The sequence below is a fragment of the Streptomyces sp. NPDC047525 genome (genome assembly GCF_040643025.1).
Lineage (GTDB): Bacteria > Actinomycetota > Actinomycetes > Streptomycetales > Streptomycetaceae > Streptomyces > Streptomyces durmitorensis.
The window spans coordinates 569,325-587,906 of sequence record NZ_JBEYTL010000001.1 but is presented as its reverse complement, the minus strand read 5'-3'; the positions used below and the strand labels follow the sequence as shown (position 1 = coordinate 587,906).

Genomic DNA, 18,582 nt, shown 5'->3' with positions numbered 1-18,582 from the left:
CCCGGTGACTCAGCCGAGGTCCGCGCGTCCCTTCGCGCCTTGGGCGAGCAGCCACTGGACGACCTCGTCGGCGTCCTGCGCGCGGGCGATGTCCAGAGGTGTCATGTCGTCGTAGCCGATCCAGTTCACGTCTGCGCCTTGCCGCAACAGGCGCTGCGCAGTGGGGAGGTGTCCGCCGTGGCAGGCGCCCCAGAAGGCGCTGGTGATCTCGGACCCGGTGGGGGAGCCGGGGGCGGAGAGGAAGGCCTCGACCCGGTCGAGGAGGCCGAGGGTGGCCGCGTCCTGCAGGTCCGCACGGGCCCCGTGCTCCAGCAGCCTGCGGGCCGCCCGCCACTGGCCGAAACCGCGCGCGTCGGCGAGCGGGGTGCCGCCGCCGATGACGGCGCCGGAGGCCTCGATGTCGGCGCCCGCGTCGATGAGGGCGTCCAGCGCGGTGACGTCGTCGTTGCTGGCAGCCCAGTGCAGAGGCGTCTCGGTGTGGGCGCCGACGAAGCGGGCGTCGGGGTCGGCGCCCGCCGCGGCGAGCGTGCCGATGACTGCCGCGGAGTCGGGGCGGTGGCCGGGCCAGTCGGTGGCGATGTGCAGGAGGCTCCGCCGGCCCGCGGCGGGACCGTCCTGGCTGATGGCGCTGGTGGCCAGGGCGGGGTGGTCGGCCAGGAGCTGACGCAGGGTGGGGACGTCGCCCTTCCGGATCGCCTCGGTCACCGTGACGGCCAGCGGATCGTGGGAGTTGAGGATGTCCATGCGGGGGAGGGCCTCCTGCTCTCGAACGGTCTGGTCCAGACCTATTGACGGCAGGTCTGGACCTCTTTACGGTGTGGCGCGTCGCACCACTTACGTCTCCAGGCACCACAGTCCAGGAGGTAAGCGTGTCATCCCGAACCTCTCCTCGCGCCTTCGCCCCGCGCCGTGCACCGTCCCGCCTCCTGACGATCGGTCTGGCGATGGCCTTCGCCGTGCCGGTGCTCGTGGGCGCCGCGCCGAGTGCCGCGCCGGGCGGCGCGTCGCCGCAGGACAGCCAGGGCATCACCCAGGCCGCGCAAGCGACCCTCAACGCCCAGGACACCCAGCGCGTCAAGGGCGCCCAGGACGAGACGTGCGCGGTCAAGTCGAAGCCCGCCGGGAAGGTGCTCCAGGGTTACTGGGAGAACTGGGACGGAGCCGCCAACGGCGTTCACCCGCCGTTCGGTTGGACCCCGATCACCGACACCCGCATGCGTGACCACGGTTACAACGTGATCAACGCGGCGTTCCCCGTCATCCGTTCCGACGGCACCGTCCTGTGGGAGGACGGGATGGACTCGACGGTCAAGGTCGCCACACCGGCCGAGATGTGCCAGGCGAAGGCGAACGGCGCCACGATCCTGATGTCGATCGGCGGCGCGACGGCGGGCATCGACCTCAGCTCGAGCAAGGTCGCCGACCGCTTCGTCGAGACCGTGGTGCCGCTCCTGAAGAAGTACAACTTCGACGGCATCGACATCGACATCGAGACCGGCCTCGTGGGCAGCGGCAACATCAACCAGCTCTCCGCCTCCCAGGCCAACCTCATCCGCATCATCGACGGCGTCCTCGCCCGGATGCCCGCCAACTTCGGCCTGACGATGGCGCCCGAGACGGCGTACGTCACCGGGGGCAGCGTGGTGTACGGCTCGATCTGGGGCGCGTACCTCCCCATCGTGAAGAAGTACGCGGACAACGGCCGCCTCTGGTGGCTGAACATGCAGTACTACAACGGAAGCATGTACGGCTGCTCCGGCGACTCCTACTCCGCCGGAACCGTCCAGGGGTTCGTCGCGCAGACGGACTGCCTGAACAAGGGCCTCGTCATCCAGGGCACCACGATCAAGGTCCCCTACGACAAGCAGGTCCCGGGCCTGCCCGCACAACCGGGCGCGGGCGGCGGCTACATGGCGCCGAGCCTGGTGACGCAGGCGTGGAACCATTACAACGGCGCGCTGAAGGGTCTGATGACCTGGTCCGTCAACTGGGACGGCTCGAAGGGCTGGACGTTCGGTGACAACGTGAAGCGGCTGTTCTAGCGTCAGCGTTCGAGCATGTTCAGCTGGGCTTCGTTGTGCGTGGCGCCGGCCGCGGGCGGGAGATTCGTCAGCCGGTCGAGCTGGGCGGGCGTGAGCCGGACGGCGTCGGCGGCCGCGTTCTCCTCCAGGCGGCTCACGCGCTTGGTGCCCGGGATGGGGGCGATGTCGTCGCCCTGGGCGAGCAGCCAGGCGATGGCGATCTGGGCCGCGGTGGCGTCGGCCTCGGCGGCGACGGCCTGGACCTCGTCGGCCAGGCGCAGGTTGTGCTGGAAGTTCTCGCCGGTGAAGCGCGGGTTGTCCCGCCTGAAGTCGTCCTTGTCGAAGCCGTCGGTGGATCGGATCGTCCCCGTGAGGAAGCCGCGGCCGAGCGGCGAGAAGGGGACGAAGCCGATGCCGAGTTCGCGCAGCGTCGGCAGGACACGGGCCTCGGGTTCGCGGGTGAAGAGTGAGTACTCGGACTGGACGGCGGTGACCGGGGTGACGGCGTTGGCCCGGCGGATGGTGTCGGGTCCGGCCTCGGACAGGCCGAACGTGCGGACCTTGCCCTCGGCGATCAGCTCGCCCACGGCGCCCGCCGTCTCCTCGATGGGGACGTTGGGGTCGACCCGGTGCTGGTAGTACAGGTCGATGTGGTCCGTGCCGAGGCGGGCGAGTGATCCCTCCACGGCGGTGCGGATGTTGGCCGGGCCGGAGTCCAGGCTCCCCGGCCCTTCGCCCTCGTGTGACACCAGGCCGAACTTCGTCGCAAGCACCACCCGGTCGCGGCGCCCCTTCAGAGCGCGGCCGAGCAGCTCCTCGTTCGTGTAAGGACCGTAGATCTCGGCGGTGTCGATGAAGGTGACGCCCAGCTCAAGGGCGCGGTGCACGGTACGGATCGACTCCGCCTCGTCCGTTCCGGCGCCGGTGTACGCCTGGGACATGCCCATCGCCCCGAGACCGATCCGGGAAACGTCCAGGTCGCGCAGGTGAATGTGGTGCATCAGTGCTCTCCGTTCCATCGAGTCCGGGCCGGTCCCACTCTGGCCCCGGCCGACCGACCGCCGCCTGTCGAGGACCTGCGGCTTCACGTCTCACGGGAAGCCTACGACCGCCTCGCCTCGCCATCCGTGCCTGCGGGCCCTCGGTGAGGGGCCGAGCTGTTCGGGGTAGTGACAGGGCCCCCTCGTGCCTGGCAGATGGGTCAAGGGAGTGGAAACATGCAGGTAGAGGCCCATTCGTCGGTCCTCACCCGCTGCCGCCGACCGTCCGCGCAGGGCCCAGGGCGCACCACCGTGAGGGCCTGCCGGACAAGGCAGGAGGAGCAACAGTGAGTGACGTGAACCCAGAGGCGGGCGGCAGCGGCCGGTTTGTCTTTGAGGCGATCGGCACCCGATGGCAGATCGAGACCGATGCACCGCTGAGTCAGGATCTGCGGGACCACATCCTTGATCGCACCGAACGGTTCGACGTCACCTACTCCCGCTTCCGTCCCGACTCGTTGGTGTCCAGGATCGCCTCCGCCCCCAGCGGCGGACAGTTCGACTTCCCGGGGGACGCGCTCGCGCTGTTCGGCCTGTACGACCGCCTGCACGCGGCCACCAGCGGTGCCGTGGACCCGCTCGTGGGGCGGGAGTTGGAGCTTCTCGGCTACGACGCCACGTACTCGCTCCGCCCCGCGCCCGGCGCGGTGCGTGCCGCCGAGCACGCCCGGGGGCGGCCTGCCTGGGCCGCCGACGTCGACCGGGACGGCACCCGCGTCATCACGCGGCGACCTCTGGTGATCGACGTGGGAGCGGCCGGGAAGGGGTACTTGGTCGACCTTCTCTCGGCTGTGCTCCGAGAGGCCGGTCACCACCGGTTCGTCGTCGACGGAAGCGGCGACCTGCGGCACAGCGGCCCGCGCGCCACCCGGGTCGGTCTTGAACACCCCTTCGATCCACGGCGCGTGATCGGTGTGGCCGAACTGCGGGGCCGAGCCCTGTGCGCTTCCGGCGTCAACCTCCGGGCCTGGGGCGACGGACTGCACCACGTGCTCGACGCGCGCACCGGTGTGCCGGTCAGTGAGGTGGTCGCCACCTGGGTCATGGCAGAGGAAGCGGTACTCGCCGACGGTCTTGCGACCGCGCTCTTCTTCACCGAGGCGCGCCGACTCGCGGAGTCCTTCGACTTCGCGTACGTGCGGATGAGGTCCGACGGACGTGCCGAGATCTCGCCGGACTTCGCGGGCGAGCTGTTCACCTGAGGATCAGTGGCCCGGATGGTGCTCGCGAAGCAGCACCCGGCCAACACGAGGAACCAAGGAAGCAATCAAGACATGCCAGCCCTGAGGAAGAAGTTCACGGCAGCCCTGGTGGGTGTCTCCGCCACGGCCGCGATCGCCGGCTGTTCGACCACGGAAGTGGACAGCCCCAACTCACGCCAGGGCGGATCGAGTTCAGCGCCGGGCAAGGAGTCGACCGACACCGCCGACTCCACCCCTTCCAGCTCCGCGTCGCGCCGCGGCCCGTACGCGGACGGTGAGTACACCGTCGACGGCGAGTACGGAACGCGCGGTTCGTCCATCGGCGTGCGCCTCACTCTCGACGACGGCGAGATCACCGCTGTCGACGTCACCCCGCACGCCACGGACGAGACCTCGCTCGGTCTGCAACGACGTTTCGCCGAGGCCGTGCCGCGGCTCGTGGTCGGCCGGGACATCGACGACGTGCGCCTCGACCGTGTCGCGGGCAACAGCCATACGCCCGACGGTTTCAACGACGCGCTCGAAGAGATCAAGGCGGAAGCCGCTGGATGACTGCGATGTTCGGCGCAATGCCCAGATCGGGCCGGTTGAGGACGGTCCTGGTCTATACCAACTGCTCCCGTCCCACTATCCTCGTCCGTGGCCAGTAGCACACCATCCCCCACTCAGGTTGCGTGCTGGCGCGGGTGCCGCCCGCCCAACTCTGTCCCAAGCAGCCGGGTGGTCCCCCCATTCGCCGCCTCTAGGAGGATCACGGTGAAAGTCCGCACCAGAAGCTCGGCGATCATCGCCACCATCTGCCTCGTCGCTTCCCTCGCCTTGACCGCTGCGTCCGCCGACGAGCCCGCCGCACCGCGCCAGGTACCGAAGGTCGCGCTCACGAAGGTGACCACGGCCGCGAACCCGTCCGCCGGTGCCGCCGGACCCGGCGGCACCGTCTGGATAGCCGAACGCGCAGGAACCGTAAGGGTGTTGGACGGTCATGGGCTCGGCAAGCCCGTCCTCGACATCACCAAGGAGACCACCACCGACGGTGAACGCGGGCTGCTCGGCATCGCGTTCGACAAGAAGTTCGCGCACTTCTACATCTCGTACACGAACCTCGAAGGCACCAGCACCGTCGACGAGTTCGCCGTGCGGCACGGCAGGATCCGGCCCGACACCCGGCGCACCGTCCTCACCCAGACGCAGCCATACCCGAACCACAACGGCGGCGACATCAAGTTCGGTCCCGACGGCTATCTCTACATCGCGCTGGGTGACGGCGGTTCGGGCGGTGACCCGCACGGCAACGGGCAGAACCTCGACACACTGCTCGGCAAGCTGCTGCGGATCGACCCGGCCGGCGGCAAGCCGTACGCGATCCCGAAGGACAACCCCTTCGTGGACGACCCGAACGCGAAGGACGAGATCTGGGCGTACGGGCTGCGCAACCCGTGGCGGTTCTCCTTCGACGCGGGCACGGGCGACCTGCTGATCGGTGACGTCGGCCAGAGCGCCTGGGAGGAGATCGACTGGGCCCCGGCCGACAGCGAGGGCGGCGAGAACTACGGCTGGTCCCAGATGGAGGGCAACCATCCCTTCCGGGAAGGCACGGAGCCCGCGAACCACGTGCCGCCCGTCCACGAGTACGACCGCACCGGTCTCGGCTGCTCGGTGACCGGCGGATACGTCTACCGAGGCAAGGCGATCCCCGGCCTCAAGGGTCAGTACGTGTTCAGCGACTACTGCGACGGCACCATCCGCGCGCTGCGGATGGAGAACGGCAAGGTGACCGGGGCGAGCGACCTCGGGGTCAACGGCGGCGAGGTCATCTCGTTCGTGCAGGGCGGCAAGGGTGAGCTGTACGTGCTCGACATAGGCGGCAGCGTCTTCCGCATCGACCCGGCGTGACGGTCAGGTCGGCCGGGGCCGCACCCTTCGGGGTGCGGCCCCTCGCGTCTACCGGTGTCACATCTTCGGCATCAGGACCGTGTCGATGATGTAGACGTTGGCGTTGGCGGTCTTGACGTTGCCGCAGCCCACGTTGGCGGAGTCGTTGACCTTGAAGGATTCGCCCGAGCCCGACGTCGTCAGCTTGGACTTCTCCAGCGTCGGGAACGAGCCGTTCTCAAGGTCCTTGGGCGCCAGCTTCTGGCCCACCACGTGGTAGGTGAGGACCTTGGTGAGCATGGCCTTGTCGTTCAGGACCTTGTCGAGGTCGGCCTTGGGGATCTTCGCGAAGGCGTCGTTGGTCGGCGCGAACACCGTGATGTTCTTGGCGTTGTTCAGGGTGTCGACCAGACCGGCCTTCTTGACCGCGGTCACGAGCGTGGACAGCTCCGGGTTGTTGGACGCCGCGGTGGCGACCGGGTCCTTGGCCATGCCGTCGAAGCTGCCCTTGCCGTCCTTGGGCACGGAGGCGCAGGCCGGGCCGAACGGCTCGTCGCTGCTCGTGCCGCCGGAAGCGCTGTCCGTGCCCTCGTCGGTCGCCTTGTCCGAAGCGGCGGACGACTTCGTGTCCGAGGACGCCTTGTCCTTGCCGTCGTCACTGGAACAGGCGGTCAGGGCGAGCGGCAGCATCGCCGCCGCGGCGAGAACGAGGGCTCCACGACGAGTGCGGCGGGTGATGGCGTTCATTTCTGCTCCTTGATTGTTTTGCGCAGTGAGGGAAATTCGTGCGCTTGTTGAGTCACGCAGTGGAGAAGGCAGGTGCGGGAAAAGGGGTCAATCCACGGTGACCACCACCGAATGCCATCCGCTGGCCCCGTCGGGGATGGTGCGGGTTCGCTTCTCGGTCTGGATTTCGCCCGTTCGGTCAGTGGCCCGGACCGTCACGGTGTGGCCACCGGAGGTGGCCTTCCAGGGAAAGGACCACTGGCGCCAGGTGTCCCGGGTGTCCTCGGCGGCCAGGTCGGCCTGCCGCCAGGGACCGTCGTCCACGCGCACCTCGACCTTGTCGATGCCGCGATGCTGGGCCCAGGCCACCCCGGCGACCATCACGGTGCCCGCCTCCGGCCGGGCGAAGGGCTTGGGGGTGTCGATCCGGGACTGGGTCTTGATGGGGGCCTTGCGGGCCCAGTCCCGCTTCACCCAGTAGGGGTCGTAGTCGTCGAACGTGGTCAGCTCGATGTCCTGGATCCACTTGCAGGCGGATACGAACCCGAACAGGCCGGGGACCACCATGCGCACCGGGAACCCGTGCGCGAAGGGCAGTGGTTCGCCGTTCATCCCGAGGGCGAGCAGCGCGTCGCGGCCGTCCATGACGTCCTCGACCGGGCTGCCGATGGTCATCCCGTCCACGGACCGCGCGACCAACTGGTCCGCGGGCCCGCCCTTCGACGGCGGCTCCACACCGCACTGCGCCAGGAGATCCGCGAGGCGTACGCCGATCCACCGCGCGTTGCCCACATACGGGCCGCCCACCTCGTTCGAGACGCAGGCCAGCGTGATGTTCCGCTCGATCAGCGGCATGCGCAGCAGGTCCGCGAAGGAGAGGGTCGCCTCGCGCGTGACGCCCTTGCCGTGGATCCGCAGCCTCCATGAGGCCGCGTCGACCTTGGGCACCACCAGCGCGGTGTCGACTCGGTAGAAGTCCTGATTGGGTGTCATGAACGGGCTGACGCCCTTGACGCGCAGCGCCGCACCCTTGGGGACGGGCGATGCGGCCGAGGCGGGGGCGGGCAGCCTGACCTGATTGCGTGAGGCCACGGCGTTCTGCCCCTGAGCACCGTTCAGGGAGCGGCCGAGCAGGCCGACTCCCGTGGACGCGGCTGCCGCGGCCGTCGCGGCGACGATGAATCCCCGCCGGTCCCAGCCCGTCTCCTCTTCCGTCGCCTCGTGTGCCTCGTGTGCCTGGCGTGTCTCGTCGTGAGTCTGCCCAGCAGTCGGGGTCCCGCGTGGCCGCAGGCGCCCGACGAGGTAGTAAAGGAGCCCCGCTCCCACCACGGCGCCGGCCACCGAAGGCAGTGCGTCCGCGATGCTCGTGGAGTCGGGCCGGCTCGTGGCGGCGAAGCCCCCGACCACGCCGAACACGAGGACTCCTGCCGAGCCGATGCGCCGGTACCGGGCCGCCAGCGCTCCGAGGACGAGCGCGAGAAGGGTGAGGACGGCGAGGATGCCGAGCTGCAGGACGAGCTTGTCGTTCGTACCGAAGTGCCGGATCGCCCAGTCCTTCACGGCGGCCGGCGTGCGGTCGATCGCGGCCCCGCCCACCGCGATCACGGGGCTGGACTCGGGGCGTGCCGCGGCAGACGTGAGCTCGGCCGTCGCCAGCGCGGAGTATCCCGCCAACAGGCCGCTCAAGGCGCCGAGCGCGCCAAGCCGCCATACGCCCGTGCCCCTCGATGTTCTCGCTTCTTCGCTCACATCGGGTTATCCGGAGCGGTGGGCGGGTGCGGATTGGTCAGCCACTCATTCGAGGGAGAATTTCTCCTGGACCAATCCGCACCCGCCCACCGCTCCGAAAGCAATGGGCCACTTCTCCCTAAGAGCGCCGCAATGCTCGGCACGAGGCGCGGTGGGAGTGTGTTTCAGGCCTTTACGAGACGACGGACACTGTCGATGCTTCCGCAGCCCGCCTTGATGTGTTTGTCGCGTTCCTTGGTGAAGGCGGTGCCCAGTTCCTCGCGGCGTTCCATCGCCACGTTCTCGCGTGCGCCGTTGAGGATCGTCCGCTCCTCCTCATCGGTGTGGTGGGACACGGCCTCGACCAGCTTCTCCAGCTTCTCGTCCCAGCTGTCGGAGCCGACGTCGTTCACCTCCAGAAGTGCCAGCAGCGCCTTGTTGCCGTCCTCGTGTTCCTCGACGCCGTGCTCGACCTCGTCGTCGTCGATGTCCCGGTAGCGCCTGAGCGCGGGGTAGACCTCGGCCTCCTCCGCGTGTGCGTGAGCGATGAGCAGATCGGCGAACTCCCGCAGTGCATCGGCTCTTTCGGCTTCCACGCTGCGCATCTGGCGGAACAGGTCCTCCATCCGCCGGTGATCGTCGAGGATCAGCTCCACGACGTCGGTCGGTGTTGCCTTGTCCGGCATGTGAGGGGCTCCTTCTCAGTGGGAGGGGCGGACGGGCTCAGTGCGGTGGGCGCCTGCGTGCGGATACGTGGCGTGCGCACCGGCCCACGAGGTGGCTCGTGTACCCGGCCCTCGCGTGTGTCACTCAGATCACCGACAGCAGATCACCGACAGCAGGTCACCGAGTGCTGCGGGGCGAGCCGCTTCGGGCGGCGTCGGCGGCCGGTTCGCCCGCCAGGGAGATGTGAGCGGTGACGCGCTTGCCGGCCGGTTCGAGGTGGACGTGGAAACGCTGGGCGACGGCCATGACGATCTCCAGGCCGTGTCCGCCGATCCTGTGCGGGTCCTCGGCGCGGGCGACGGGCTGGGTGCGGGCGCTGTCGTGCACGGTCACCGCCACCGTGGCGTCCTCGATGCACAGCTCCATCAGCATGGGCCCGGGTGCGTACTTGCGGGCGTTGGTGACCAGTTCGCTGACCACCAGTTGGGTGAGCTCCATCGCGCGGGCGGAGACGGTCACGTTCTGGTCCGCCTGGGCGCGGGTGAGGAAGTCGACCGCGAGGTGACGTGCCTCGGCTATGGAGGAGTCCCCGCCGTTCAAAGAGACGGCGACGCCCATGGTGTGAGCTCCCGACGGCCCCTCGCCGTCGCTGCCGGCTGACTCCATTTCCTCTCACCTTCGTCCCCGTTGTCTGCGCTCACCTACCCTGCTGGACGCGTCGCATACTGTTCCGACCCGGATCGATAATCCGTTCGATCTGGCCGCCGTCCCGTGAGCCGGACTTCCGGCGCACGTCCCGGCTCCGCTTCGCGCCGGCGAGCGCAGTCCAGAACATGGTGACAGACACCTGCCCGGCACGGCCCGTCCATCTTTGTGACCGGACGGTCGGTGCCGCGACCGTCGAGAGGGCGGTCGGCGGGGATTCTGCAAGGATGTGTCGCATGGCTGTTCGGGGCAGGAATCATGTGACGGTGTCCGGTCGGGCCGGGGGTCCGGTGGTGATGCTGGCGCACGGGTTCGGATGCGACCAGAACATGTGGCGCCTTGTGGTGCCGCTCCTGGAGAGCGAGTTCACCGTGGTGCTCTTCGACCACGTGGGTGCCGGGCGCTCCGATCTGTCGGCCTGGAGCGAGGAACGCTATTCCTCGCTGGACGGCTACGCGGACGACGTACTGGAGATCTGCCGTGAGCTGGCGCTCGGCCCGGTGACATTCGTGGGGCACTCGGTGAGCGCGATGATGGGCGTCCTTGCCGCTGCGCGGGAGCCGGAGGCGTTCGCCGGCCTGGTCCTGCTCGCCCCGTCGCCGTGTTTCATCGACGATCCGGCCACCGGCTATCGCGGCGGGTTCAGCGCCGAGGACATCGATGAACTGCTCGCCTCGCTGGACGCGAACTATCTGGGCTGGTCGGGCGCCATGGCTCCGGTGATCATGGGCAATCCCGAGCGGCCGGAACTGGGCGAGGAGCTGACCAACAGCTTCTGCCGCACCGATCCGGACATCGCCCGCGTCTTCGCCCGTGTCACGTTCCTGTCCGACAACCGCGAAGACCTCTCCAAGGTCACCGTTCCCGCCCTGGTCGCGCAGTGTTCCAGCGACGCGATCGCGCCCCCGGAGGTCGGAGCCTTCGTACAGGCCCAGATTCCCGGCAGCCGTCTCGTCACCCTGAACGCGACCGGCCACTGCCCCCAGCTCGCCGCGCCGGAGGAGACGGCGGCCGCGATCATCGACTTCGGCAGAGCCACACCATGATGTCCAAGACCAGCGACGGCGGGAGCGGCGAGCCTCCGGATCCCGGGGAAGGGGCCGGAGGCGACCGCGCGGCGTTCTCCGCCCTCCTGGAGGACAGTGCCGAGGACCTGTACGAGCACGCCCCGTGCGGCTACCTCTCCACGCTGCTCGACGGCACCATCGCCAAGATCAACACGACGCTGCTCGACTGGCTCGGCCACGCCCACGACGACCTGGTGGGCCGCAGGACGTTCTCCGACCTGCTGACCGTGGGCGGGCGTCTCTATCACGAGACGCACTTCAGCCCCCTGCTGCGCATGCAGGGTGAGGTCAGCGGAATCGCCCTGGAGCTCAAGGCCGCCGACGGCAGCCGTCTGCCCGTCCTTGTGACGTCCACAGTCAAGACCGGCAGCGACGGACAGCCGCTGCTGATCCGCACCACCGTCTTCGACGCCCGCGAACGCCGCGCCTACGAGACCGAGCTGCTGCGCGCCCGCCAAGAAGCGGAACGCGAACGCGAAGAACTCAAGCGGCTCAACGCCGCCCTCCAGCAGACCCTGCTGCCCCCGGCGCTGGTGAGCGTGCCCGGCCTCGAAGTGGCCGCGCACTACCACATCGCCTCCGCGGACATGGTCGGCGGCGACTTCTACGACCTCTTTCCCCTTGGCTCGGGGACGTGGGGACTGTTCCTGGGGGACGTGTGCGGCAAGGGCGCCGCGGCTGCGGCCGTCACCTCCCTGGCCCGCTACACCCTGCGTGCCGCAGCCGTCTACGACCCGGACCCGGCCGCCGTACTGAGCAACCTCAACACGGTCCTCAACCACGAATACAACGGCCACGACCCGCGGTTCTGCACCGTCATCTTCGGACTGCTCACCCCCGACACCGACCAGGGCGGCTTTCGCGTCACGCTGGCGAGCGGCGGCCACCCCCCGGCCCTGCTCCTGCGGGCGGACGGGAGCGCCGACCACCTGCCCACCCCCGGCGGACAGCTCATCGGCGTCCTGCCCGACGCCCACATCGCCACCACCAGCATCCACCTCACGGCCGGGGACACCCTGCTGCTCCACACCGACGGCCTCACCGAAGCCCACACGGCCTCGAACAGCGACGACGAGCGCTACGGGGACGAAGCGCTCCTCGGCTTCGCCCAGGCGCTGGCGCCGACCACCGCCCCGGGCGCCGTCGCGGCGATCCGTGACCTGCTCGACACCTTCGGCACCGGAGTCGACGACGACACCGCCGTCCTCGCCATCAGCGTGCCCCGACTCACCAGTGAAGAGCAGCAGTGACCGAGCTCGCCATCCATGTCCGCACCACCGCTGCCGGGCCCGTCGTCGAACTGGCCGGGGCACTCGACCACGACAGCTTCTCGCGGCTACGAGAACTCCTGCCCGAGCTGCGCCTTCAGGCGGGCCGGCAGCTCGTCGTCGACCTGGCAGGAGTCACCTTCTGCGACTCGAGCGGCATCTCCGCCCTGATCGCCGCCCGCAACCACGCCCTGGCCGCCCGGGCAGTCCTCGTCCTGGCGGCGGTCCCCGGCCACATCAGCCGCATCCTCGGCATCGTGGGGCTCGACCGGGTCTTCCCGGCGTACCCCACCGCGCAAGCGGCCGAAGCGGCCTGGACGCCCTCCTAGCCGGCGGCGGAGCGCAGAGCAGCCAGGGCCCGGTCCGCGTGGGCGCTCATCCGGAACTCGCTGCGCACCACTTCGAGAACGCGCCGGTCGGGCCCTATGACGTAGGTGGCCCGTTTGGTCGGCAGGGGGCCGAAGCCGCGTGTCACGCCGAACTGCCCGCGCACCACGCCCTCCGGGTCGGACAGGAGCGGGAACCCGAGCGTGTGCAGCCCCGCGAACTCGCGCTGGCGCTCGACGTCGTCCGAACTGATCCCCACCGGCCTGGCACCCACCGCGGCGAACTCCGCGGCCAGGTCCCGGAAATGGCACGCCTCGGCGGTGCAGCCGGGTGTCATCGCCGCCGGGTAGAAGAACACCACCACCGGTCCCTCGGACAGGAGCGACGAGAGGGACGTGGGCGTGCCCGTCTCGTCGGGCAGCGTGAAGTCCTCGACGAGGGAGCCGACTTGGATCCGGGTCATCGCTGTGCTCCTTGGCCGGGGTGGAGGCGGGCGGACGAAGAGAGAGGCGGACGAGGGGAATGCGCAGACACGAGGTCTCCTCACGGCTCGGCGGTACGAGGCAGGGTGGCACGCGATACTACTCGGCGGTAAGGAGTGGTGGGCCCGGACCTGTCACTGATCGGACCGGGGCATGCGGACGACTGCGACACCCTCATCGAGGTTCACCGTCGTCCGGTGCGGGGGCGCCCCGTCGTGCTCGTCGTCCGGCATCACCAGTGCCGACTGCCGCTCCTTGAGCTCGTTCTGTTTCCCCGGCGAGAAGCTCGCGTGGAGCTGCTCGAAACCCGTCGCCGATATCTGGCCCTGCCGGACGCTGTTCCGCCACGGCAGCATGCCGGCTCGCCCCGCACGAAGCAGCAGCTGATCGGCGAAGGTCACGACAGTCAGCACGATGACCAGGCCGGGCAAGGTCATGAAGAAGACGAACTCCATGGCTCCAGTATCCGGATGGGTATCGCGGTAGCTGTATCGGAGCCCCTGGGGCGGCCCTGGCGCCCCAGGGGCAGCTCAATCGCCGAGCGCGGCGCCGCACCCGCACGCGATCCGCTGTCACGCCGCCTGGGCGTGCCCGCCGCCGTCTGAGCGGGTGGCCTCCGAACGGACACGGGCGCAGCTGGTGGTGATGAGGCGTGAGACGTGCATCTGGGAGATGCCGAGCTCTTCCGCGATCTTGCTCTGCGTCATGTCCTCGAAGAAGCGCAGGTACAAAATGGTCCGCTCACGCTCCGGCAGCCGCCGCAGGCCCGCCTTGGCGGCCTCGCGGTCGGTGATGCAGTCATAGGCGGGGTCGGGCGCCCCGAGAGTGTCGGCCAGGCTGAATCCGTCGGGGTCGGCGGACGACATCTCGGCGTCCAGGGACAGGGCGCTGTAGCTCGTCATCGCCTCCATCCCGTCGCGGACCTCGTCGTCGGTCAGCTGCGCCTGCTCGGCGATGGCCGCGATGCCGGGCTCGGCGTCGCTTCCCGGCCGGTCCATGAGCTCGCGGCGCGCGATCCGGACCTTGTTGCGCAGCTCCTGGACGCGTCGGGGCACGCGTACGTCCCACATGCGGTCGCGGAAGTGCCTGCGCAGTTCTCCGGTGATGGTGGGCACGGCATAGCTCTCAAAGGCCCCGCGCTCGGGCTCGTACCGGTTGACCGCCTTGATCAGGCCCATCGCGGCGACCTGACGCAGGTCTTCGAGGTTCTCGCCCTTGTTGCGGAACCGGCTGGCCAGCCGGTACGCCATCGGCAGCCATGCCGTCACGATCTCCTCGCACAGCAGGTCGTACTCGGGTCCGCCCTTGAGTGTGGCCAGGCGGGCGGCGGCCGCCTTGGTGTCGGGGGCGTCGTCGTGCAGGTGCCGGGTCGACGTACGACGACGGGACTGGGGTGCATGGAGATCGGTAAGCAACTGGAATCGCTCCTCAACGGTGGGCCAGTGAGTGACCGCGAGAAACGGGATGACCCGGAGCCGGACATCCGGCGGGAGTGGGCACACCGCTCCCCGCGAATGCGCCTCCGGTCCGAAGCACGAACTCCGCCTGCCCCTCGACTCGGAGAGGAAACAACCGCCAGGTGTGCGCATGCGCACGGCACGGTCGGAGCAGGTGCGGTAAAGGGCCTTCGACGTGCGGACCGCTCGGTCACGAAGAATCATGGAGACACGCATCGCCGCGCTCGAACCCGCTGATGAGGAAGATGAGGAAGGGGCAGCAGATGCCTGCTGGATCGAACAAGAAGCGTGAACGCCAGTACGAGCACATCAAGGACAGTGCCGAGGAGCGCGGGGCGTCGGCCAAGCGGGCGAAGGAGATCGCCGCCCGGACGGTCAACAAGGAGCGGGCGCGTGCGGGGGAGTCGAAGACGGCCGGCAGGACGTCGACGGGGGACAGGAAATCGGCGTACGAGCGGGGCGGGGAGCGCTCGCACAGCGGCGCGCAGGGCCCGACCAGGGATCAGCTGTACGCCGAGGCCCAGAAGAAGAACATCGAGGGCCGCTCGTCCATGAACAAGCAGGAACTCAAGCAGGCGCTCGGCCGTTGACGTCGCCGCTGGTCGGGCGACGTTCACCCGATGGAGGGTGCATGCCGAGGAACGGATGGGGCACACGTGACGCGGGGTGCGAAGCGTCGGAACGGCCTCGGACGCTTGGCTTCGTCGGTCGGCCGCATTGGGGTGCGGCCGACCGACGGCCTCCTCGGCACAGGACCGTGAGTGAGTCCCCTGATCAACCAGCGCTGGGACGGGGCCCGTTGGAACCGGAGCCGTCCACGATCGCGAGAGTCCAGCGGGCACGGCCATCCGCCTGGACGGCCAGCTTCTGCCGCGCCGGGTCGATGCGGACCGTTCCGAGTGAGGTGGCAGGCGACAGGCGGCTATACGCTCGCGGCCGGTGCGTCGCGGAGCGCTGCGGTCAGCTGCTCCTCCGCGGCGACCAGCGCTGCTTCGGCGGTATGCGTGCCGGTGGAGACGCACAACGTGTAGGTGACGTCTTCCAGTTGGCGCCGGGTGTCCTGGGAGTCCTGCTCTGCCTGCCGGAGCTTGAGCGCGCCGTACTGCTCGACAAGGTCACGCAGTATCGCGGGGTGAGCCATCAGCACGGGGATTCTCCTTCTCGGCGAGTCGGGGTGCGGGTGGTGCGGATATCGGTGCGGACATCGGTGTCAGGCCAGCATTCCGGCTCGGAGCTTGGTGAGGGTGCCGGTGAGGAGGCGGGAGATGTGCATCTGGGAGAAGCCGAGTTCGGCGCCGATCTGCGACTGCGTCATCTCCTGGCCGAAGCGCATCTCGAGGATGCGGCGCTCCCGCTCGTCGAGTTCGTCGAGCAGCGGCGCGAGGGTGTGCAGGTCCTCCACCGTCTCTATGGCGGGGTCCGGGCCGCCCAGCACGTCGGCCAAGGTGCGCGTCGGCGCGGCCGCGCTCTCGCCGCCGTCGGTGGGCGCCTCCAGGGAGCCCGCGGTGTAACCGTTCGATGCCACGATGCCGTCCATCACCTCGTCCTCGGTGATGTCCAGGTGATCAGCGAGCTCCTTGACCGTCGGATCATGGTCGAGACGGGTCGAGAGCTCTTCCTTCGCCTTGGCGAGTTCCACGCGCAACTCCTGGAGCCGGCGCGGCACATGCACGGCCCAGGTGGTGTCCCGGAAGAACCGCTTGATCTCGCCGAGGATGTAAGGGACGGCGAAGGTGGCGAACTCGACCTCGCGGCTGAGGTCGAAGCGGTCGATGGCCTTGATGAGGCCGATGGTGCCGACCTGGATGATCTCTTCCATGTCGCCGTTGCCCCGGTTGCGGAAGCGGCGGGCCGCGAACTGCACGAGGGTCAGGTTCATCTCGATAAGGGTGTTGCGTGCGTATTGGTATTCGTGCGTGCCCTCTTCCAAGGTCTGCAACCGGTCGAAGAACAGCTTCGACAGCGCTCGGGCATCCTGCGGGGCCACCTTGTCGGTGTCCTCGATCCAAGGCAGCGCGCCCTCGACAGCGTGTTCAGAGATCAGCGACATATCCCTACCTCCCCTGGTGGGTACGACATCCTCGTACGGCCCCTGCCCCGCCGCGCGGGAGGCATGTGCGTTGACCCAATTTTTCTTGCTGTGGGGAAATAGTTGTCTCCATGCATCGTACGATGTGGGAGGTTGCCCGGCATCAGCCAGGCATTCGATAACGAGAAGCAGGATCACGTGGACAGATTCGCTGCCGTCGAGCGGGCACTGCGCAGTGCGGCTCCCCATTTGTTGCTCGATGCCGTGACCGCGGCCCTGCGGGAGCAGTACGGGGTGGAGAGGGTGGAACTGCGGCTCGCCGACTACGGGTTGACCACCCTTCAGGTGGTGGAGGACGTGCCGTACACCACCGAGTCGGTGTCCATCCAGGGCAGTCCGCAGGGCAGGGCCTTCGGCGCCCAGGAACCCCACGTCGAGCCGAAGGCCGTGGAGGGCGCGGCGACCGTGCATCTGCCGGTGACCGTCCGGGGAGACCGGATGGGCGTCCTCACCGTCATCGTTCCCGACGAGCGCTTCGACCAGGCCCACCTGCCGGAGATGCAGCGCGTCTGCGAGGCACTCGGCCACGAGATCCTGGTCGCCGAGCGCGACACGGATCTGTACCTCCTCGCGCGCAGAGCCGCCCGCCTCACGCTCGCCGCCGAGATGCAGTGGCAGCTGCTGCCCGGGCGCTCGGTGTCACGTCCCGAATTCTCGTTGGGTGCCCACCTGGAGCCCGCGTACGCGATCTTCGGCGACAACTTCGACTGGTCGGTCTCGGCGCACCACCTCACGCTCACCGTGACCAACGGAATGGGCGAGGGGATGGAGGCGGCGCTGCTCACCAACCTCGTGGTGAACGCGCTGCGCAACGCCCGCCGCGCCGGGCTCGACCTCCCCGGCCAGGCCAGCCTCGCCGACCAGGCCGTCTACGCGCAGTACCGGGGCGCGCTGCACGCCTCCGTCCTGCTGCTGCGCTTCGATCTCGCCACCGGCGAGGTGGAGGCCGTCGATGCCGGATCCCCCCGCATGTGGAGGCTCCGAGGGCGGACGGTCGAGTCCGTCGGCTTCGACGCACAGCTGCCTCTGGGCATGTTCGAGGAGACGGCCTACGTCGCTGAGCGCCTGCGGCTCGAACCGGGTGACCGCATTCTGGTGGGCAGCGACGGCGTCTACAACGGCGCATCGGCGGCCGGGGAGTTGTACGGGGAGCGGGCGCTGGCGCGGTCCCTGTCCGCGCACCGACTGCTGCCTGCGTCACAGGTGCCGCAGGCCGTGCTGCGCGATCTCGGAGACTACCGGGGCTCGTTGCCCCTGGACGACGATGCCCTCGTGGTCTGCCTCGACTGGTTCGGACGGTAGAGGAGCGGGCCGGCCAAGGGGTTGGCCCGGCGCGTCAGTGGTCAGGTCTAACCGACCGAGCGCCAGGTTCTGGCTCTGTCTTCGTCCTGCTCCGAAGCGGTCGCGACGTCACGAAAGCCCCTGAGCCCCTCGAGCAGCGCACGCCGGGCCTTGGGCGGCATGGCGTCGATGGTGGACATCAGGATGCTCTCCCGGCGCTTTCGCAGGTCGGCGAGGTACGCCCTGCCGTGGCTCGTCAGCCGAAGCTCCAGCTCGCGTCGGCTGACCGGGCTCGGCGTACGTTCGATCAGCCCCGTGGCCTGCAGCCGGTCGCACAGGCGGCTCACTGACGGGGGAGCGGACCCCAGGGCCTCGGCGAGCATCCGCAGATTGATGCCGTCCTCGCGGTCCAGTGCGTACAGCACGCGCAACTGGGACGGAGACACAGGTCCCGTCGGAACGGCCTCGCGCCCCTGCTCCCACATGACCTCGAGCAGTTCGATGAACTCGGAACCCGCATGAGCCGCATCCCGGGACCTGCGATCGGGTTCGGGACTCAGACCCATATCGATGACACTCCGATCGGCGTTGTCTCTCTTGTACATCTTGCCACCGGGGCACGGCCCGCACACCGTGGCCCGATTTCGGCTG

At 69.0% G+C, this 18,582-nt stretch carries 21 protein-coding genes; 9 read left to right on the top strand and 12 right to left on the bottom strand.

Annotated elements, in window-relative coordinates:
• Positions 1-9: 9 nt before the first annotated feature.
• Entirely contained in the window at positions 10-744 is a 735-nt protein-coding gene (locus ABZ833_RS02820) for an ankyrin repeat domain-containing protein (RefSeq protein ID WP_361040122.1), read from the bottom strand.
• Positions 745-944: 200 nt separating this feature from the next.
• Here ABZ833_RS02820 and ABZ833_RS02815 point away from each other — a divergent pair, with 200 nt between their 5' ends.
• Positions 945-2,042 carry a chitinase gene (locus ABZ833_RS02815; protein ID WP_361041307.1) on the top strand — a complete coding sequence of 366 codons (1,098 nt, stop codon included), beginning with the start codon at positions 945-947 and terminating at the stop codon, positions 2,040-2,042.
• A gap of 2 nt (positions 2,043-2,044) precedes the next feature.
• Here ABZ833_RS02815 and ABZ833_RS02810 read toward each other — a convergent pair whose 3' ends face one another.
• Positions 2,045-3,022 (bottom strand): aldo/keto reductase, encoded by a 978-nt coding sequence (locus ABZ833_RS02810; RefSeq protein ID WP_361040119.1) that lies wholly within the window; start codon positions 3,020-3,022, stop codon positions 2,045-2,047.
• A gap of 326 nt (positions 3,023-3,348) precedes the next feature.
• Between ABZ833_RS02810 and ABZ833_RS02805 the strand changes: the two genes are divergently transcribed.
• From ABZ833_RS02805 to ABZ833_RS02795, 3 genes are all read left to right on the top strand, one after another.
• Complete coding sequence (locus ABZ833_RS02805) at positions 3,349-4,263, top strand: FAD:protein FMN transferase (RefSeq protein ID WP_361040116.1); 915 nt, start codon at positions 3,349-3,351, stop codon at positions 4,261-4,263.
• 72 nt (positions 4,264-4,335) lie between these two features.
• Positions 4,336-4,815, top strand: coding sequence for a hypothetical protein (locus ABZ833_RS02800; protein WP_361040113.1), 480 nt, complete (start codon positions 4,336-4,338; stop codon positions 4,813-4,815).
• 204 nt (positions 4,816-5,019) lie between these two features.
• The gene (locus tag ABZ833_RS02795) at positions 5,020-6,156 is read left to right on the top strand and encodes a PQQ-dependent sugar dehydrogenase (RefSeq protein ID WP_361040110.1); all 1,137 of its coding nucleotides are present in this window, start codon (positions 5,020-5,022) and stop codon (positions 6,154-6,156) included.
• A gap of 57 nt (positions 6,157-6,213) precedes the next feature.
• Here ABZ833_RS02795 and ABZ833_RS02790 read toward each other — a convergent pair whose 3' ends face one another.
• The 4 genes from ABZ833_RS02790 to ABZ833_RS02775 all read right to left on the bottom strand — a co-directional run bounded on the left by ABZ833_RS02790 (position 6,214) and on the right by ABZ833_RS02775 (position 9,921).
• Positions 6,214-6,882 (bottom strand): fasciclin domain-containing protein, encoded by a 669-nt coding sequence (locus ABZ833_RS02790; RefSeq protein WP_361040107.1) that lies wholly within the window; start codon positions 6,880-6,882, stop codon positions 6,214-6,216.
• 87 nt (positions 6,883-6,969) lie between these two features.
• Entirely contained in the window at positions 6,970-8,547 is a 1,578-nt protein-coding gene (locus ABZ833_RS02785) for a molybdopterin-dependent oxidoreductase (RefSeq protein WP_361040104.1), read from the bottom strand.
• A gap of 227 nt (positions 8,548-8,774) precedes the next feature.
• Positions 8,775-9,275 carry a hemerythrin domain-containing protein gene (locus tag ABZ833_RS02780; RefSeq protein WP_361040101.1) on the bottom strand — a complete coding sequence of 167 codons (501 nt, stop codon included), beginning with the start codon at positions 9,273-9,275 and terminating at the stop codon, positions 8,775-8,777.
• Positions 9,276-9,432: 157 nt separating this feature from the next.
• Entirely contained in the window at positions 9,433-9,921 is a 489-nt protein-coding gene (locus ABZ833_RS02775) for an ATP-binding protein (protein WP_361040098.1), read from the bottom strand.
• 275 nt (positions 9,922-10,196) lie between these two features.
• On the opposite strand from ABZ833_RS02775, the gene ABZ833_RS02770 reads away from it, so the two are divergent.
• Genes ABZ833_RS02770 through ABZ833_RS02760 form a run of 3 tightly spaced genes read left to right on the top strand, consistent with a single transcriptional unit; the run spans position 10,197 to position 12,624 of the window.
• A complete protein-coding gene (locus ABZ833_RS02770) occupies positions 10,197-11,006 on the top strand; it encodes an alpha/beta hydrolase (protein WP_361040095.1) in 810 nt (269 codons plus the stop codon).
• Entirely contained in the window at positions 11,006-12,277 is a 1,272-nt protein-coding gene (locus ABZ833_RS02765; RefSeq protein WP_361041305.1) for a SpoIIE family protein phosphatase, read from the top strand. Before ABZ833_RS02770 ends, ABZ833_RS02765 begins: the two co-directional genes overlap by 1 nt.
• Positions 12,274-12,624 carry an STAS domain-containing protein gene (locus ABZ833_RS02760; RefSeq protein WP_361040093.1) on the top strand — a complete coding sequence of 117 codons (351 nt, stop codon included), beginning with the start codon at positions 12,274-12,276 and terminating at the stop codon, positions 12,622-12,624. Before ABZ833_RS02765 ends, ABZ833_RS02760 begins: the two co-directional genes overlap by 4 nt.
• Here ABZ833_RS02760 and ABZ833_RS02755 read toward each other — a convergent pair.
• From ABZ833_RS02755 to ABZ833_RS02745, 3 genes are all read right to left on the bottom strand, one after another.
• A complete protein-coding gene (locus tag ABZ833_RS02755) occupies positions 12,621-13,085 on the bottom strand; it encodes a peroxiredoxin (RefSeq protein WP_361040091.1) in 465 nt (154 codons plus the stop codon). The two genes, ABZ833_RS02760 and ABZ833_RS02755, sit on opposite strands and share 4 nt — an antisense overlap.
• Before the next feature lie 153 nt (positions 13,086-13,238).
• Positions 13,239-13,559, bottom strand: coding sequence for a DUF6191 domain-containing protein (locus tag ABZ833_RS02750; RefSeq protein WP_361040088.1), 321 nt, complete (start codon positions 13,557-13,559; stop codon positions 13,239-13,241).
• A 117-nt stretch (positions 13,560-13,676) separates the two neighbouring features.
• A complete protein-coding gene (locus ABZ833_RS02745; RefSeq protein ID WP_361040086.1) occupies positions 13,677-14,519 on the bottom strand; it encodes a SigB/SigF/SigG family RNA polymerase sigma factor in 843 nt (280 codons plus the stop codon).
• Between the two features lie 305 nt (positions 14,520-14,824).
• On the opposite strand from ABZ833_RS02745, the gene ABZ833_RS02740 reads away from it, so the two are divergent.
• Positions 14,825-15,151 carry a plasmid stabilization protein gene (locus tag ABZ833_RS02740; protein ID WP_361040083.1) on the top strand — a complete coding sequence of 109 codons (327 nt, stop codon included), beginning with the start codon at positions 14,825-14,827 and terminating at the stop codon, positions 15,149-15,151.
• A gap of 332 nt (positions 15,152-15,483) precedes the next feature.
• Here ABZ833_RS02740 and ABZ833_RS02735 read toward each other — a convergent pair whose 3' ends face one another.
• Together ABZ833_RS02735 and ABZ833_RS02730 are read right to left on the bottom strand one after the other, a co-directional pair.
• Positions 15,484-15,708: a DUF5133 domain-containing protein gene (locus ABZ833_RS02735; protein ID WP_361040081.1), complete on the bottom strand. Its 225-nt coding sequence runs from the start codon at positions 15,706-15,708 to the stop codon at positions 15,484-15,486.
• A gap of 63 nt (positions 15,709-15,771) precedes the next feature.
• Positions 15,772-16,611 (bottom strand): RNA polymerase sigma factor SigF, encoded by an 840-nt coding sequence (locus tag ABZ833_RS02730; protein ID WP_361040079.1) that lies wholly within the window; start codon positions 16,609-16,611, stop codon positions 15,772-15,774.
• 177 nt (positions 16,612-16,788) lie between these two features.
• On the opposite strand from ABZ833_RS02730, the gene ABZ833_RS02725 reads away from it, so the two are divergent.
• Positions 16,789-17,952 (top strand): PP2C family protein-serine/threonine phosphatase, encoded by a 1,164-nt coding sequence (locus ABZ833_RS02725; protein ID WP_361040077.1) that lies wholly within the window; start codon positions 16,789-16,791, stop codon positions 17,950-17,952.
• Positions 17,953-17,999: 47 nt separating this feature from the next.
• Here ABZ833_RS02725 and ABZ833_RS02720 read toward each other — a convergent pair whose 3' ends face one another.
• Positions 18,000-18,497, bottom strand: coding sequence for a MarR family transcriptional regulator (locus ABZ833_RS02720; protein WP_361040075.1), 498 nt, complete (start codon positions 18,495-18,497; stop codon positions 18,000-18,002).
• Between the last annotated feature and the right edge of the window lie 85 nt (positions 18,498-18,582).

Bases quoted from the DNA above. Each gene is read 5' to 3' on its own strand.
- ABZ833_RS02820 (WP_361040122.1), bottom strand. From the start codon at position 744: ATGGACATCCTCAACTCCCACGATCCGCTGGCCGTCACGGTGACCGAG.
- ABZ833_RS02815 (WP_361041307.1), top strand. From the start codon at position 945: ATGGCCTTCGCCGTGCCGGTGCTCGTGGGCGCCGCGCCGAGTGCCGCG.
- ABZ833_RS02810 (WP_361040119.1), bottom strand. From the start codon at position 3,022: ATGCACCACATTCACCTGCGCGACCTGGACGTTTCCCGGATCGGTCTC.
- ABZ833_RS02800 (WP_361040113.1), top strand. From the start codon at position 4,336: ATGCCAGCCCTGAGGAAGAAGTTCACGGCAGCCCTGGTGGGTGTCTCC.
- ABZ833_RS02790 (WP_361040107.1), bottom strand. From the start codon at position 6,882: ATGAACGCCATCACCCGCCGCACTCGTCGTGGAGCCCTCGTTCTCGCC.
- ABZ833_RS02780 (WP_361040101.1), bottom strand. From the start codon at position 9,275: ATGCCGGACAAGGCAACACCGACCGACGTCGTGGAGCTGATCCTCGAC.
- ABZ833_RS02775 (WP_361040098.1), bottom strand. From the start codon at position 9,921: ATGGAGTCAGCCGGCAGCGACGGCGAGGGGCCGTCGGGAGCTCACACC.
- ABZ833_RS02770 (WP_361040095.1), top strand. From the start codon at position 10,197: ATGGCTGTTCGGGGCAGGAATCATGTGACGGTGTCCGGTCGGGCCGGG.
- ABZ833_RS02765 (WP_361041305.1), top strand. From the start codon at position 11,006: ATGTCCAAGACCAGCGACGGCGGGAGCGGCGAGCCTCCGGATCCCGGG.
- ABZ833_RS02755 (WP_361040091.1), bottom strand. From the start codon at position 13,085: ATGACCCGGATCCAAGTCGGCTCCCTCGTCGAGGACTTCACGCTGCCC.
- ABZ833_RS02750 (WP_361040088.1), bottom strand. From the start codon at position 13,559: ATGGAGTTCGTCTTCTTCATGACCTTGCCCGGCCTGGTCATCGTGCTG.
- ABZ833_RS02740 (WP_361040083.1), top strand. From the start codon at position 14,825: ATGCCTGCTGGATCGAACAAGAAGCGTGAACGCCAGTACGAGCACATC.
- ABZ833_RS02730 (WP_361040079.1), bottom strand. From the start codon at position 16,611: ATGTCGCTGATCTCTGAACACGCTGTCGAGGGCGCGCTGCCTTGGATC.
- ABZ833_RS02720 (WP_361040075.1), bottom strand. From the start codon at position 18,497: ATGGGTCTGAGTCCCGAACCCGATCGCAGGTCCCGGGATGCGGCTCAT.